This is a genomic window from Rhodocaloribacter litoris (assembly GCF_011682235.2).
Lineage (GTDB): Bacteria > Bacteroidota > Rhodothermia > Rhodothermales > ISCAR-4553 > Rhodocaloribacter > Rhodocaloribacter litoris.
The window spans coordinates 1374757-1387718 of record NZ_CP076718.1 but is presented as its reverse complement, the minus strand read 5'-3'; the positions used below and the strand labels follow the sequence as shown (position 1 = coordinate 1387718).

Sequence of the window (12962 nt, the reverse complement as noted above, 5' to 3'; positions counted from 1 at the left end):
GGGCGCGACGGACACCCCGCCGGTGCAATATGCACCTTCACGACGACGGATTCAACCGACGCGAGGGCACAGAGCAGGAAAGAGAGACACCGCGCGGGGAAGCCGGTGCCGGGTAATTTTTTTTTTCGGCCCGCCCGCGAATTTCGCATTTTCTCTCGTTATACACAGGGTAGCGGGAGGGCCTTTGTCCCGTCAACCTGCCTTTCTCGGGTGTTATCATCATGGATCCTGCAAAACAGCCGATCGACGACCAGACGTTGGCCGCGTTCATGGCCGGTACGTTGCCGGTTCACCGGCGCCGGGAGGTGGTGGCGCAGCTGGCCAGGGATCCGGAGCTGCGAGAGCTGTTGCAGATGGCTTGTGAAGCCCTGGAGGCGGCCCGGCAGGCCGAAGCGTTGCCGGCCGCCTCGGTCCGGCCGCTTACAGGGCCGGAGACCGGGTCCCCGCTGCGGGTGGTGGTGCCGGAGCGGCCGGCACGGAAGCGGCCGGCTCGCCTCTATCGCCTGGGGCGCTACGTGGCGGCCGCGGTCGTGGTGGTGGCGCTCGGGCTGGGTGTGTGGCAGGCGTTCATTCCCTCTGCGCCCCCCGACGCCGGTCCGCTGCTGCGCGGCGAGGCCGACGAGGCCCTGCGCCTGAGCGTGCCGGCCACCCTCGACGAACTTGCTTTTTCCTGGCCGGCCGTGCCCGGGGCGGATCATTACCTCCTGGTGGTCTGGGATCTGGAGGAGGCCGTCCCCGTGGCCCGGCACCGGGTCGAAACCCATCGTATCGAGGCCGGCGATGCGGTTGCCCGCGCCCTGCAACCGCTCCTCAAAGCCGGCCACCCCTACGCCGTTCGGGTCGATGTCTTCGACGTGGAGAACCGCCTGATGATGAGTTCGGGCATGGTCGAGTTTGTTCTGCAGTCTCGGTCGGTACGGGCCGAGTAGACCACGTGCACGTTGGGCCCGTCCGGCGCCAGCCTCCGTACTACCCACCGGTACGGAGGCTTTTTTTTTGCGTGGCTGCGGCCCTTGACGCGCCACGGCCGGTTTTTTAACCTTGGGTTGTGCCGGTGTGGCACGTCGATTCAGGGAACGAAACAGAGGAGACCATGGCGGATGTACAGGCCCCGCAGCGGGAGCGCTTGTCGGCACGTATCGAGGGGCGGGTGCAGGGCGTCGGCTTTCGCTACTTTGTGTCGACGCGGGCCCGCCAGCTCGGCCTGACCGGCTGGGTGAAGAACGAGTGGGACGGGTCCGTCCGGCTCGTGGCCGAGGGGGATCATGCCGCGCTCGATGCCCTGCTCGAGGCGGTGCGTGAGGGGCCGCCCATGGCGCGGGTCGACCTGGTCGTGACGGACTGGGAGCCCGCCCAGAACGGCTTCGACCGGTTCGAGGTACGTCTCTGAGACGGGGCCGCGCGGTCTGTCAGCGTGGAACGTCCTGCGTCGCCGGGGTCCGGTAAATCTGTTCGACGTAGTCGATGACCATCCGGTGGGCGCTGAAGGCATAGGGCAGGCGTTCCATGGCACGGCGCATGCGCGCGATCCAGGCGGGCGGCAGGCCCCGCTCGTCGCGCTCATAGAAGGCGGGAAGCACCTCCTGTTCCAGCGTCTGGTAGAGGAAGTGGGCGTCCTCGGGGTCCTGGACCTGCGGGTCCTTGTACAGGTGGGAGGCTTCCCTGCCGATGGCCCAGCCGTTCGTGCCGTCGTAGCCTTCGGGCCACCAGCCGTCGAGGATGGAGAGGTTGAGCCCGCCGTGAACGGCCACCTTCTGGCCGCTCGTGCCGCTGGCCTCGTAGGGACGGCGCGGGTTGTTGAGCCAGACGTCGCAGCCGGAGGTCAGCATGCGCCCGACGGCCATGTCGTAGCCCTCGACGAAGACCAGCTTGCCCCTGACCTCCGGGTGCTTCGTCATCTCATAGATTTCCCGGATGAGGGCCTTGCCCCCCTCGTCGTCCGGGTGGGCCTTGCCCGCATAGATCATCTGGATGGGGCGGTCGGTGTTCCGGAAGAAATCGAGGGCGCGTTCCCGGTCGAGGAAGAACAGCGTGGCGCGTTTGTACGTGGCAAAGCGCCGGGCAAAGCCGATGGTGAGCACGTCGGGATCCAGCACGGCGGTCTGGGGCAGCGTCTGGTACCGGATGCGTTCCTGGATGTAATGGATGAGCCGCTCGCGGAGCATCCGCCGGTAGGCCCAGAGCGCTTCGTCCGGAATGTCCTGTATCTTTTTCCAGACGGCCGGGTCGTCCCGTCGTTCGAGCCAGTCGTCGCCGAGGTGGATGCGGAGAAACGGCCGGGCATGGGGCGCCGTCCAGGTGGGCAGGTGCACGCCGTTGGTGACGTGGCTGATGGGGACCTCGTCGACGGGCCGGTCGGGGTAGAGGGCATGCCATTGCCGGCGGGCCACTTCCCCGTTGAGCTTCGAGACGCCGTTGGCCTTGCGCGAGAGCTTCAGGCCCAGGACGGTCATGGTGAAGGCTTCGGTGGTGTCGTTCGGGTTGATGCGCCCGTAGGCCAGCAGGTCGTGATCCGAGAGGCCGATCTGCTGCTGGAAGCCGCGCATCTGTTCGAGGAAGAGGCCGGGGTCGAAGCGATCGTGCCCGGCTTTGACGGGGGTATGGGTGGTAAAGACGCAGCGTTCCCGGACGGCGGTCTCGGCGTCGTGGCGGGGCCGGCCCTCGGCGAGCGCCTCGCGCAGCAGTTCGAGGGTGAGGAAGGCACAGTGTCCCTCGTTGAGGTGGTAGACGTCGACCTCCACGCCGAGCGCGCGCAGCATCCGGATGCCGCCGATGCCGAGGATGATCTCCTGCTGGATGCGGGTGGTGCGGTCGCCCTGGTAGAGCCGCCGCGTGAGGAAACGCAGGGTGAAGGGGTTGGCGCTGAAGTCGGTGTCGAGCAGGTACAGGTTGATCCGCCCGAGCGCCAGTCGCCAGGCCCGCAGGTGCAGCACCTGCCAGCCGGTGGGCACGGTGACCGTGACCGGGTTGCCGTGCGCGTCGGTGACGAGCTGCAGCGGCAACTCGGTGGTGTCGACGCCCGGGAACTCGGCCCGCTGCCGGCCCTGCACGTCGAAGAACTGCTTGAAGTAGCCGTCGCGCAGGAAGAGCCCGACGGCCGTCAGCGGCAGGCCCAGGTCGCTGGCCGCTTTGGTGTGGTCGCCGGCCAGGATGCCCAGGCCACCGGAATAGAAAGGCAGGCTCTCGTGGAGCCCGTACTCCATACAAAAGTAGGCGACCCGGGGGGCGTCGGTGACGTGTGGCGGGGCGTTCAGGTACCGCGCGAAGGTGTCGTAGACCACGTCGACGGCTTGCTGAAAATCCGTGTCTTCGAGCACGGCCGGATCCGCGTGCCGCAGGGCGGCAACCGGATTGTGGTCGGACGCGTCGAAGGCACCCGGGTTGAGACGGCGGAAGAGGTCGAGGGCCTCGGGGTTCCAGCTCCACCAGAGGTTGGTGGCTATCTCCGTCAGCTTCTCGCGTGTGGTCATCGTTTCAGCGTTTGCTTGATAGGTTGGCGAAGCGTGCCCGGTTGTAAACGCTTACACATCACCCCATGTAAAAACCCGTCGGCAAAACGGGTCGGCGGCAGGCAGAAACGTTCCGGCGCTCGGATCACGTCGTACGGGAGACCGGTAACCTGCGGCAAAAATATGACCATTTCCGGTGCAAGTCGCCAGATCCGATGCCGATGACGGGCCGATTATCATCTAAAATCCTTAATTGGGAAACCGGTATGCTGGACGTCGAACGGGCCTGGACGCAGCAGGCGCTGATGAAGGCTGCCGTCGCGGGGCTGTCGGAAGCCGGGGTGCCCGAGGCGCGGCGCAACGTGGAGTGGCTGCTCGGGGCCGTGCTCGGCTGTGACCGCGCCCGGCTCTATGCCTATCCCGAACGCTCCGTGCCGCCAGAGGCCGTGCGTCGTTTCGATGAGATGCTCGTCCGCCGGGCCCGTCGCGAGCCGCTCCAGTACATCCTGGAAGAGGCGCACTTTTTCGGGCTACGCCTGCGTGTGACGCCGGCGGTGCTCATCCCCCGGCCCGAGACGGAGCAGGTCGTCGAGGCGGCGCTGGCCCTGCTCGCCGGGCGCCCGGCCCCCCGGGTCCTCGACGTGGGCACCGGCAGCGGGTGCATCGCGCTGGCCCTGAAGCACACCCGCCCGGATGCCTCGGTCGCCGCTTGTGACGTCAGCCGCGCCGCCCTCGCCGTGGCCCGCGAGAACGCCGCACGCCTGGGCCTGGAGGTGGCCTGGCTCGAAGCCGACCTCCTCGCCCCGGACTTTCCCGGACGCGTGCCGGGCAACCTGGACCTGCTCGTTTCCAACCCGCCGTACGTACCGCCGGAAGAGGCCCCGTCGCTCGCGCCCGAGGTGGCGGCCCACGAGCCGCACCGGGCCCTGTTCACCGGACCCGACCCACTCGGATTCTACCGCGTGCTCGTACGGGTCGCGCCGGTGCTCGTCCGGCCCGGCGGCCACGTCGTCTTCGAGACACACGCCGGGTATGGCGCGGCCGTACGCGACCTGCTCGAGGCCGGCGGGTTCGAGCAGGCACGCCTCCAGGCCGACCTGGCCGGGCAGCCTCGCATCGTCTCGGCCCGACGCCCCTGATCTTTCCGTCCGTCTCCGCGTTTGCGTTCCATGCCAACGCTCGACCGACATACCGTCCTGGAACGCCTTCGGTCCGTGCTCGAACGGCACCCGGTTCGCTTCGGCCTGCTCTACGGCTCGTATGCGGCCGGGAGGCCGACGCCGGTGAGCGATATCGACGTGGCCGTCTATGCGGACCGCCCGGAGGAACTGCTGGACGTCGTGGTGGCGCTGGAGGAAGCCTTCTCCGGGCACCGCGTCGACGTGATGAACCTGAAAGACAAACCGGCGCTGGTCTATTATGAGGTGCTGGCGTCCGGCGTGCCGGTGCTCGTCCGGGACCCCTCCTTCCTGGAGGCGGAAACGTACCGCGTCATGCGCGAGTACCTCGACTTTCAGCCGATCCACGAGCGCATCCGGGCCGTCGGCCTGTGTAATCTCCTCGTGCATGAATACCTCGACGTGGACGATGCGCTCGTCTTTGCCGCCCTCGAACGCCTGGACGATTTGGCGGCTTTTGCCGGGGCGATGATGCGATTCGTTGAAGACCCGTGAACGATGGACCGATAAAACCATGAAAATCGCACTCATCCAGCACCGGGCGACCGCGGACCGGGCGGCGAACGTGCGGCGCGGGCTGGCGGCGCTCGAAGAAGCCGCGGCGGCCGGCGCCGACCTGGTGGTCTATCCCGAACTGGCCTTCACCCCGTTCTTCCCGCAGCACCGGGGCGGCCCGGCGGCGCGGGCGTGGGCCGAGCCGGTACCGGGCCCGACGACCGGGGCGTTTCAGGAGGCGGCCCGGCGGCTCGGCGTCGTGGTGGTGCTCAACCTGTACGAGCGCGACGGCGACCACGCCTACGATACCTCGCCCGTCATCGACGCGGACGGCCGCCTGCTCGGGCGGACGCGCATGATGCACATCACCCAGTACGAAGGGTTCTACGAACAGGACTACTACACGCCCGGCGACACCGGTGCACCGGTCTATGAAACGGCCGCCGGGCGGATCGGCGTGGCGATCTGCTACGACCGGCACTATCCCGAATACCTGCGGGCGCTGGCGCTGGGCGGAGCGGATCTGGTGGTGGTGCCGCAGGCCGGAGCCGTGGGCGAGTGGCCGGAGGGCATCTATGAGGCCGAACTGCAGGTGGCGGCCTTCCAGAACGGCTTTTTCATGGCGCTGGCCAACCGCGTCGGCGCCGAAGACGTCCTCACGTTCGCGGGCGGCTCGTTCGTCGTCGATCCGGCGGGACGGGTCCTCGCCCGTGCGCCCTTCGGCGAAGAAGCCATCCTCTACGCCGACGTCGACCTGCGGCAGTGTGCGGCGTCCCCGGCGCGGCAACTTTTTCTTCGTCACCGGCGCCCGGACCGGTACACCGGGGGGGCCGTACGGGCGGCACCGGAGGGACAGGGCGGAGACGTTCCGTACCGTCAGGCGGATAGCCAGGCGCGGTAGCGTTCGATCAGAGGCTGTGCCGTTTTCTCCCAGCTGAACGTTTCGAAGACGCGGCGGGTGTTGGCGGCCCAGCGGGCGCGGGTGTCCGCGTCGGCGGTCATCCGGCGAAGCGTTGCGACGAGCGCGGGCCGGTCGGTAGGGTCGACCACGCAGCCGACGTCGTGCGGGACGACGACGCGGCGGATTTCCGGCAGGTCGCTGGCGAGGACGGGCAGCCCGGCCATGAGGTATTCGAAGAGCTTGTTGGGCAGGGCCAGGCGGTGGTTGAGGCAGGTGTCTTCGAGGAGCGTCACGCCGACGTCGGCGTCGGCGGTCAGGGGGAGCAGGGCGTCGGGTGGGACCGGGTCGAGGAAGCGCACGCGGTCGGAGAGGCCGAGGCGTTCGGTGTGGGCCTGGAGCGCCGGGCGGTGGGGGCCGTCACCCAGGAAGACCAGGGCAATCCCGGGCACGTCCGGCAGGGCGTCGAGGAGGCGGTCGCAGCCGCGATCCGGCCGCAGCTGGCCCTGGTGCAGGAGCAGCGGCATCGACGGCGGGAGCCCGGCCAGCCGCCGCAGTTGCCCGGCCGGGCATACCGGCCGGGTGACGGGCGCATTGTACAGCACGTCCGGCGCCGGGATACCATAGGTTCGGGCCATGTGGGCCGCGATGCCGGGACTGACGGTGAAGACGGCATCGGCGCGGCGGACGTAGTGGCCTTCGACGAGGTGCCAGAACGCCCGTACCCACGGGCGGCCGGCCGTGGCGGCCACGTGCGGGTAGCACTCGCGGGCGTCGTAGACGAGGCGCCCGCCGTGACGCCGCGCCGCTACCGCCAGCGCCGGCAGCACGTAGAGGTCGCTGGCATGGTAGATCTTTGCCGGTCGGGCCAGCGCCGCCGCACGCAGGCGCCGGTGGACGTGCCGGAAGAAGCGGGGGCCGCTCCCCGGAGGCGGGCGAAAGGTGTGGAGCAGAATGCCTTCGTCGAGGCGGGTCGTCTCGTCTTCCGGACCCAGGCACAGGACTTCGACCACCGCCCCGAGCCCGGCGAGCAGGCGCAGTTGTTTCAGGGCGCGGCTGTTGCGCCGCACGTCGCCGGTGAGGGCGAAAAGGAGGTCCCGGGCCATCGGAATGCGTGCCTTCGTTGCGCGAGAACGGGGGTACCAGTACGCCCGGGTCGCACTTTTTTTCCTCATCGGGTTGAAAGGGAATTGTAGCGCTTTCACGGCGAGAGACTAAAAAACGGGAGAACGAATTATTACCTGCCAGAAAGGCTTGACGTGGAGCCGTTCTTTTCTTAGTATTTTGGTAAGCGCTTACATACGGAGGGACGATTTGGGCGTCACCATCTACGATATCGCCGAGCAGGCCGGGGTTTCCATTGCGACGGTGTCGCGGGTGTTCAACAACCACACGCGGGTTTCGGAGGCCACCCGCCGCCGGGTGCTTCGTGTGGCGGCGGAGCTGGGCTATCAGCCCCACGTCTCGGCACAGAGCCTGGCCCGGCGCAAAACCCACCTCATTGCCGCCGTCATCCCGGTCCTGTCGAACTTCTTCTACATGGAAGTGATCCGGGGGATGCAGGACGCCGTGGCCGAGAGTGACTTCGACCTGCTGCTCTATGCGGCTCCCTCGCCCCAGGAGATCGACAGCCAGCTCGAGCGGGCCCTGCAGAAAGGCCGGGCCGATGGCCTGCTCCTGCTTTCGACACCGCTGACGGAGGCGTACCGCAACCGCCTCAAAAGCGCCCGGGGCAGCATCGTCCTCGTCGACGCGGCCGACCCGGACTTCGACTCGGTCTCGGTGGACAACGTCAAGGGCGGCTACATGGCCACGCGGTATCTGATCGACCTGGGCTATGAACGCATTGCCCACATCACCGTCGCGCCGGAGCCCCCGCCGGCGGTGCAACGCCGCCAGGGCTACGAACAGGCCCTGCGAGAGGCGGGGCGGTCCGTCGATCCGGCCCTCATCGCGGCCAGTGGCCGGAAGCCCTACGGGTTCGTGGAAGAGGCCGGCTACGAGGCGATGAGGCAACTCCTGGAACGAGACGAACGACCGGATGCCGTCTTCGTGGCCTCCGACATCCAGGCGCTCGGTGCCCTGAAAGCCCTGCAGGAAGCCGGGTTGCAGGTTCCGAGGGACATGGGTCTCGTCGGTTTCGACGATATCGTGGTCAGCAAATACGTGGGGCTGACCACGCTGCGCCAGCCCATGTACGAAATGGGCCGTATTGCCATCGAGAAGCTGCTTTCCCGCCTGAAGCATCCCGAGCGCTCGGTGTCGCATACCGTGTTTTCGCCCCGCCTGGTGGTACGGCGCACCTGCCGTAGCCGGGCGGTCCGTGAGGTATCCGGGATGTCGGACCGGTGAATGCGGAGATCCGTCATGTACCGCACGTCTCTGTTGCTGTTCGTTCTGCTTTTTCCGTGGCTGCCCGGCTGTGGAGAAGCCCGGCAAACGCCGCTGCTCACCGTGGCCGGCGAGCCGGTGTCCGCCGAAACGTTCCGGACGGCATACGTCGACTACCTGCTCCAGACCGGGCTGAAAGACGATGCCCGCCTGCGCGACGGGTTTCTGCAGCGCCTCATCACCACGAAGCTCGTCGTACGGGAGGCCCGCGACGCGGGCATCGAGCAGGAGGAGGGCTTCCGCTTCTTCCGTGAGAAAGCCCGTCGCAAGCTGCTCGTCGAAGCCTTTGCCGACCGGGTGCTCTTCGATACGATCCGCGTCACGGAGGCGGAGCTGGCCGAGGTGTTCGTCCGCATGAACACGCAGCTCCGGGCCCGGCATCTGTATGCACCGACCCGTGAAACGGCCGAAGCCCTCTATGCCCGCCTGCAGGCCGGCGAATCGTTCGAGACGCTGGCCCGCGAGGTCTTCGCCGACACCACACTGGCCCGAAGCGGCGGCGACCTCGGCTACTTCTCCTTCGACGAGATGGATCCGGCCTTCGAGGAGGCCGCTTTCGCCCTCCGGCCCGGCGAAATCTCTGCACCCGTCCGGACGGCCTACGGCTATTCCATCATCCGGGTGGAGGATCGTTTCACGAAGCCGATCCTGACCGAGACCGAGTTCGCGGCGAAGAAGGACCGGCTGGAGGCCTATGTGCTCCGCCGGAAGCGGGCGCAGGCACGCTCGGCCTACGTGCGCCATGCGGCCGCAGCGCTGGCGGTCACGTTCCATGAACCGGCTTTCTCGCACCTCGTGGATCAGGCGGCGGGCCGGGCCGGGATCACCGACGACGAGACCGCGGCGGCCTTCCTGGAGGCTCCTCTGGTCTCCTTCGGCCCGTTGGACAGCCGCCGGACCTGGACCGTGGCGGACTTCCGCGAGCGGGCCCGCTTTACCGGGGCGGCCCGCCGCGCCGCGATCGACACACGGGCCGAGATGGAAGACTTCGTCCGGGGACTGGCCGTGCAGGAGGCGATGATCGAGCAGGCAGAGGCGGCCGGGCTCGACGACCTGCCCGAATTCAGGGAAGCGCTTCGCCGGGCCCTCGACGAGTGGATCTGGGAGCAGGCCTTCACCCGCATCGTGGCCGGCACCGTGGTGCCCGAGGACACGCTCCGGGCACATTACGAAGCCTACCGCGACGCCTTCGTGGTTCCCGAGCGGGTCCGGGTCCGGGAGATCCTCGTGGCGACGAAGGCCGAGGCCGAGTCGCTCCGGGTCCGGCTCGGGAGGACGCGCTTCGAGGACCTGGCCCGGCGGTATTCCCTCCGGCCCGGCGCCGACGCCACCGGGGGGGACCTGGGCTATGTGACCCGGGACCAGCTCGGCGTGCTCGGCCCGAAGGTGTTCGAGGCCGCTCCCGGTGCCGTCCTCGGCCCGATCGAGGTGAAAGGACGGTACGTTTTGCTGGAGATCGGTGACCGGCAGCCAGCTCGCCCCGCCCCGTTCGAGGAAGCGCGCGCCGAGATCGAGCGGCAACTCCGCGAGCATTTCGAGATGAAACGCTTTCGGGAGCATGCCGACCGCCTCCGGACCCGGTACGACGTGCAGGTGCATCGCGAGGCGGCGGCCCGGCTGGCGGCAGCGCTCGATGCAAAGAAGACTTCCTGACCTTCTCCTGGAAAGATGAAATCCGGCACCTTCATGCGCAGCTTCCCGACCCTGTTGTGGATGGGCCTCGTGAGCCTGACGGCCACCGGCGCCTTCGCCCAGACCGGCAAGATTGCCGGGCGCGTCACCGACGCCACCACCGGCGAGCCGTTGCCCGGGGTGAACGTGGTGATCGAGGGCACCACACAGGGCACGGCCACCAACATCGACGGCGAGTACATCATCATCGGGGTGCGGCCCGGTACCTACACCGTCGTGGCTTCCTTCATCGGCTATACCACCCAGCGCAAGACCGGCGTGACGGTCAACCTGGACCTGACCACAACGGTGGATTTTGCCCTGCCGCAGGAGATCATCCAGGGTGAGGAGATCGTCGTGACGGCCGAGGCGGTGACGGTGCGGAAGGATGTGACCAGCTCCGAGGCCCGCGTCACGAGTGAGACGATCGAGCGGTTGCCCGTCAACGAGCTGAGCCAGCTGCTCGACGTGCAGGCCGGCGTCACCATGCGCGAGGGCATCCACATCCGCGGCGGCCGTTCCAGCGAGATCACGTACATGGTCGATGGTGTGCCCGTAACCGACAGCTACGACGGCTCGGCCGCCATCCAGGTGGAGAACGACGGCATCCAGGAGCTGCAGGTCATCTCCGGCACCTTCAACGCCGAGTACGGCAACGCCATGTCCGGCGTCATCAACGTGGTGACGAAGGAAGGGCGCAGCGACCGTTTCGGCGGTTCGGCCGAGGTCTTCACGGGCAGTTACCTGGTCTCGGGCGAGGGCGGTGAGGCGTTCCTGCGCGGCACCGACATCGAACGGTTCACGTCGGCCGGTGTGCAGTACCGCGACGTCGATCCGTACTCCTACCTGCCCGTCGATCCGGCCCATTTCTACAACGCCCGTCTCTCGCTCGAAGGGCCGATCGCCTCGGACCGCGCCACGCTGTTCCTCCTCGGCCGCTACTTCAAAAACGACGGCTGGCTCTACGGGGCGCGCCTGTTCAACATGGACGGCACGGCCGGCGACTCGGCCCTCGTGCCGCTGAACACCTTCGAGAAGACGAGCGTGCAGGGGAACCTGCGCCTGCGCCTGACCAACAGCCTGATCCTCAACGTCATCGGCCTGGGTTCCTTCTCCGAGGGACGCGACGGGGGCCACTTCTGGCGCTGGGCGCCCGACGGCCGCGCCACCACCACCGACCGCGGCTACGATCTCAAGCTGAAGCTGACCCACCTGCTCAGCGCCACCGCCTTCTACACGCTCGACGTTGCCACCTTCTACCGCAAGGTGCAGCGCTGGACGTTCGAAGATCCCTTCGACCCGCGCTACAACGACTTCCTCATCAGCCCGCCCGACTCGCTGGAACTCGTCCCCGGCTCGGGCGACTACGTGCCGGTCGTCACCGGCGCCAACCGCTTTGCCCGGGGCGGCACCGACCTGGGGCGCTTCGAGCGCGCCACGCGCACCTACCTGCTCAAGGGCGACCTCTCCACCCAGCTCGGCAGCCACCACCTGGTCAAGACCGGCTTCCAGGTCAAAGTGGACGACATGCGGGCCACGGGCTTCGGCCTGATCCCCGCCACGAACGAGGACGGCAGCCGCAAAGAACCCTTCGAACCGGCCATCCCGCCACAGGATTCCCCCGCGTTCAACAGCTTCGAAGGCGCCAGCCCGATCACCCTCAGCGCCTACGTGCAGGACAAGATCGAACTGGAAAGCTTCATCGTGAACGCCGGCCTGCGCTTCGACTACTTCGATGCCCGCTCCCGCATCCCGGCCGACCCCTCCGACCCGAACATCTTCAACCCGCTCAAGCTGGAGAACCGGTTCCACGACCTCAACGGCGACGGCAAGATCACCAAGGACGAGGAGCGGGACGACAACCGCGTCAGCCTCGAAGAGCGACAGGCGTACTGGTGGACGAGCACCTCGCCCAAGACGCAGCTCTCGCCGCGCCTGGGCATCGCCTACCCGATCACCGAGCAGGGCGTGGTGCACTTCTCCTACGGCATCTTCTTCCAGATCCCTTCTTTCGTCAACCTGTTCGACCAGTTCGGCTACAAGGTCGGCGGCACGACGGGGACGTACGGGCCGTTCGGCAACCCGGACCTGGAGCCGCAGAAGACGACCATGTACGAGCTGGGCTTCCGGCAGGGCCTGGGCGACTTCGTCGTGGACGTGACGGCCTACAACCGCGACATCCGCAACTGGGTCTCCACATCGGTCATCCTGCAGACGGCCCGGCCCGGCGTCAACTACACCATCTTCACCAACCGCGACTATGCCAACACGCGCGGCGTGACGCTGACGTTCAAGCGCCACTTCCGGGATCACTACGGCTTCGACATCAACTACACGTTTCAGGTGGTCGAAGGGTCGAACTCGAACCCGGCTGACGAGCTGATCGCGCTGCGCAACAACCAGGAGCCGTCGCTGCAATTGCTGCCGCTGAACTGGGACCAGCGGCACAAGGTGGCCGGGGCCATCTACTACGGGCGGGAGAACTGGGGCGGGGCGCTGCGCTTCCGGCTCGAGTCGGGCTTCCCCTACACCCCCTTCTTCCCCGAGGCGGCCCTCTTCGGCAACGACGTGCCGCCCGAGTTTCCGACCAACTCGCGCCGCATGCCGTGGACGTTCGAACTCGATCTCAACTTCCAGAAGACGTTCGACCTGGGCGTCGTCCGGCCCCGGCTCTTCGTCGAAGTCTTCAACCTGCTCGACACCCGCAACGTGCAGGCCGTCTTCGCCGACACCGGCAAGCCGGACGTGACCGTCACCCAGTTCCAGACGGGTTCGTTCGACCCGGGCTACTTCGTCCGGCCCGACTTCTACCGCGAGCCGCGCCGCATCCAGGCCGGCATCGGCTTCGACTTCTGAGCATCCGACGAGTGCGATAGACTT

The 12962-nt window shown here is 67.6% G+C and carries 10 protein-coding genes; 8 read left to right on the top strand and 2 right to left on the bottom strand.

Annotated elements, in window-relative coordinates; translation table 11 throughout:
• Positions 1–221 precede the first annotated feature (221 nt).
• Both GQ464_RS05740 and GQ464_RS05735 read left to right on the top strand, forming a co-directional pair.
• Positions 222–929, top strand: coding sequence for a hypothetical protein (locus GQ464_RS05740; RefSeq protein WP_166980325.1), 708 nt, complete (start codon positions 222–224; stop codon positions 927–929).
• A 164-nt stretch (positions 930–1093) separates the two neighbouring features.
• Positions 1094–1390 carry an acylphosphatase gene (locus tag GQ464_RS05735; protein WP_166980327.1) on the top strand — a complete coding sequence of 99 codons (297 nt, stop codon included), beginning with the start codon at positions 1094–1096 and terminating at the stop codon, positions 1388–1390.
• Between the two features lie 19 nt (positions 1391–1409).
• Here the strand turns inward: GQ464_RS05735 and glgP are convergent, their stop codons facing one another.
• Entirely contained in the window at positions 1410–3470 is a 2061-nt protein-coding gene (glgP, locus tag GQ464_RS05730; RefSeq protein ID WP_166980329.1) for an alpha-glucan family phosphorylase, read from the bottom strand.
• A gap of 245 nt (positions 3471–3715) precedes the next feature.
• Here glgP and prmC point away from each other — a divergent pair, with 245 nt between their 5' ends.
• Genes prmC through GQ464_RS05715 form a run of 3 tightly spaced genes read left to right on the top strand, consistent with a single transcriptional unit; the run spans position 3716 to position 6023 of the window.
• Entirely contained in the window at positions 3716–4588 is an 873-nt protein-coding gene (gene prmC, locus GQ464_RS05725) for a peptide chain release factor N(5)-glutamine methyltransferase (protein WP_166980331.1), read from the top strand.
• A 30-nt stretch (positions 4589–4618) separates the two neighbouring features.
• On the top strand, positions 4619–5122 hold the full coding sequence (gene mntA, locus GQ464_RS05720; RefSeq protein ID WP_166980333.1) for a type VII toxin-antitoxin system MntA family adenylyltransferase antitoxin: 504 nt from the start codon (positions 4619–4621) through the stop codon (positions 5120–5122).
• A 19-nt stretch (positions 5123–5141) separates the two neighbouring features.
• Positions 5142–6023: a nitrilase-related carbon-nitrogen hydrolase gene (locus GQ464_RS05715; protein WP_166980335.1), complete on the top strand. Its 882-nt coding sequence runs from the start codon at positions 5142–5144 to the stop codon at positions 6021–6023.
• On the opposite strand, the gene GQ464_RS05710 is transcribed toward GQ464_RS05715, so the two are convergent.
• Entirely contained in the window at positions 5999–7126 is a 1128-nt protein-coding gene (locus tag GQ464_RS05710) for a glycosyltransferase family 4 protein (protein WP_166980337.1), read from the bottom strand. The two genes, GQ464_RS05715 and GQ464_RS05710, sit on opposite strands and share 25 nt — an antisense overlap.
• 208 nt (positions 7127–7334) lie before the next feature.
• On the opposite strand from GQ464_RS05710, the gene GQ464_RS05705 reads away from it, so the two are divergent.
• Genes GQ464_RS05705 through GQ464_RS05695 form a run of 3 tightly spaced genes read left to right on the top strand, consistent with a single transcriptional unit; the run spans position 7335 to position 12938 of the window.
• Positions 7335–8372, top strand: coding sequence for a LacI family DNA-binding transcriptional regulator (locus GQ464_RS05705; RefSeq protein ID WP_166980339.1), 1038 nt, complete (start codon positions 7335–7337; stop codon positions 8370–8372).
• Positions 8373–8387: 15 nt separating this feature from the next.
• A complete protein-coding gene (locus GQ464_RS05700; protein ID WP_166980341.1) occupies positions 8388–10064 on the top strand; it encodes a peptidylprolyl isomerase in 1677 nt (558 codons plus the stop codon).
• Positions 10065–10079: 15 nt separating this feature from the next.
• Positions 10080–12938 (top strand): TonB-dependent receptor, encoded by a 2859-nt coding sequence (locus GQ464_RS05695; protein WP_166980343.1) that lies wholly within the window; start codon positions 10080–10082, stop codon positions 12936–12938.
• The last annotated feature ends 24 nt before the right edge of the window (positions 12939–12962 follow it).

Bases quoted from the DNA above. Each gene is read 5' to 3' on its own strand.
- prmC (WP_166980331.1), top strand. From the start codon at position 3,716: ATGCTGGACGTCGAACGGGCCTGGACGCAGCAGGCGCTGATGAAGGCT.
- GQ464_RS05715 (WP_166980335.1), top strand. From the start codon at position 5,142: ATGAAAATCGCACTCATCCAGCACCGGGCGACCGCGGACCGGGCGGCG.
- mntA (WP_166980333.1), top strand. From the start codon at position 4,619: ATGCCAACGCTCGACCGACATACCGTCCTGGAACGCCTTCGGTCCGTG.
- GQ464_RS05735 (WP_166980327.1), top strand. From the start codon at position 1,094: ATGGCGGATGTACAGGCCCCGCAGCGGGAGCGCTTGTCGGCACGTATC.
- GQ464_RS05710 (WP_166980337.1), bottom strand. From the start codon at position 7,126: ATGGCCCGGGACCTCCTTTTCGCCCTCACCGGCGACGTGCGGCGCAAC.
- GQ464_RS05740 (WP_166980325.1), top strand. From the start codon at position 222: ATGGATCCTGCAAAACAGCCGATCGACGACCAGACGTTGGCCGCGTTC.
- glgP (WP_166980329.1), bottom strand. From the start codon at position 3,470: ATGACCACACGCGAGAAGCTGACGGAGATAGCCACCAACCTCTGGTGG.
- GQ464_RS05695 (WP_166980343.1), top strand. From the start codon at position 10,080: ATGAAATCCGGCACCTTCATGCGCAGCTTCCCGACCCTGTTGTGGATG.
- GQ464_RS05700 (WP_166980341.1), top strand. From the start codon at position 8,388: ATGTACCGCACGTCTCTGTTGCTGTTCGTTCTGCTTTTTCCGTGGCTG.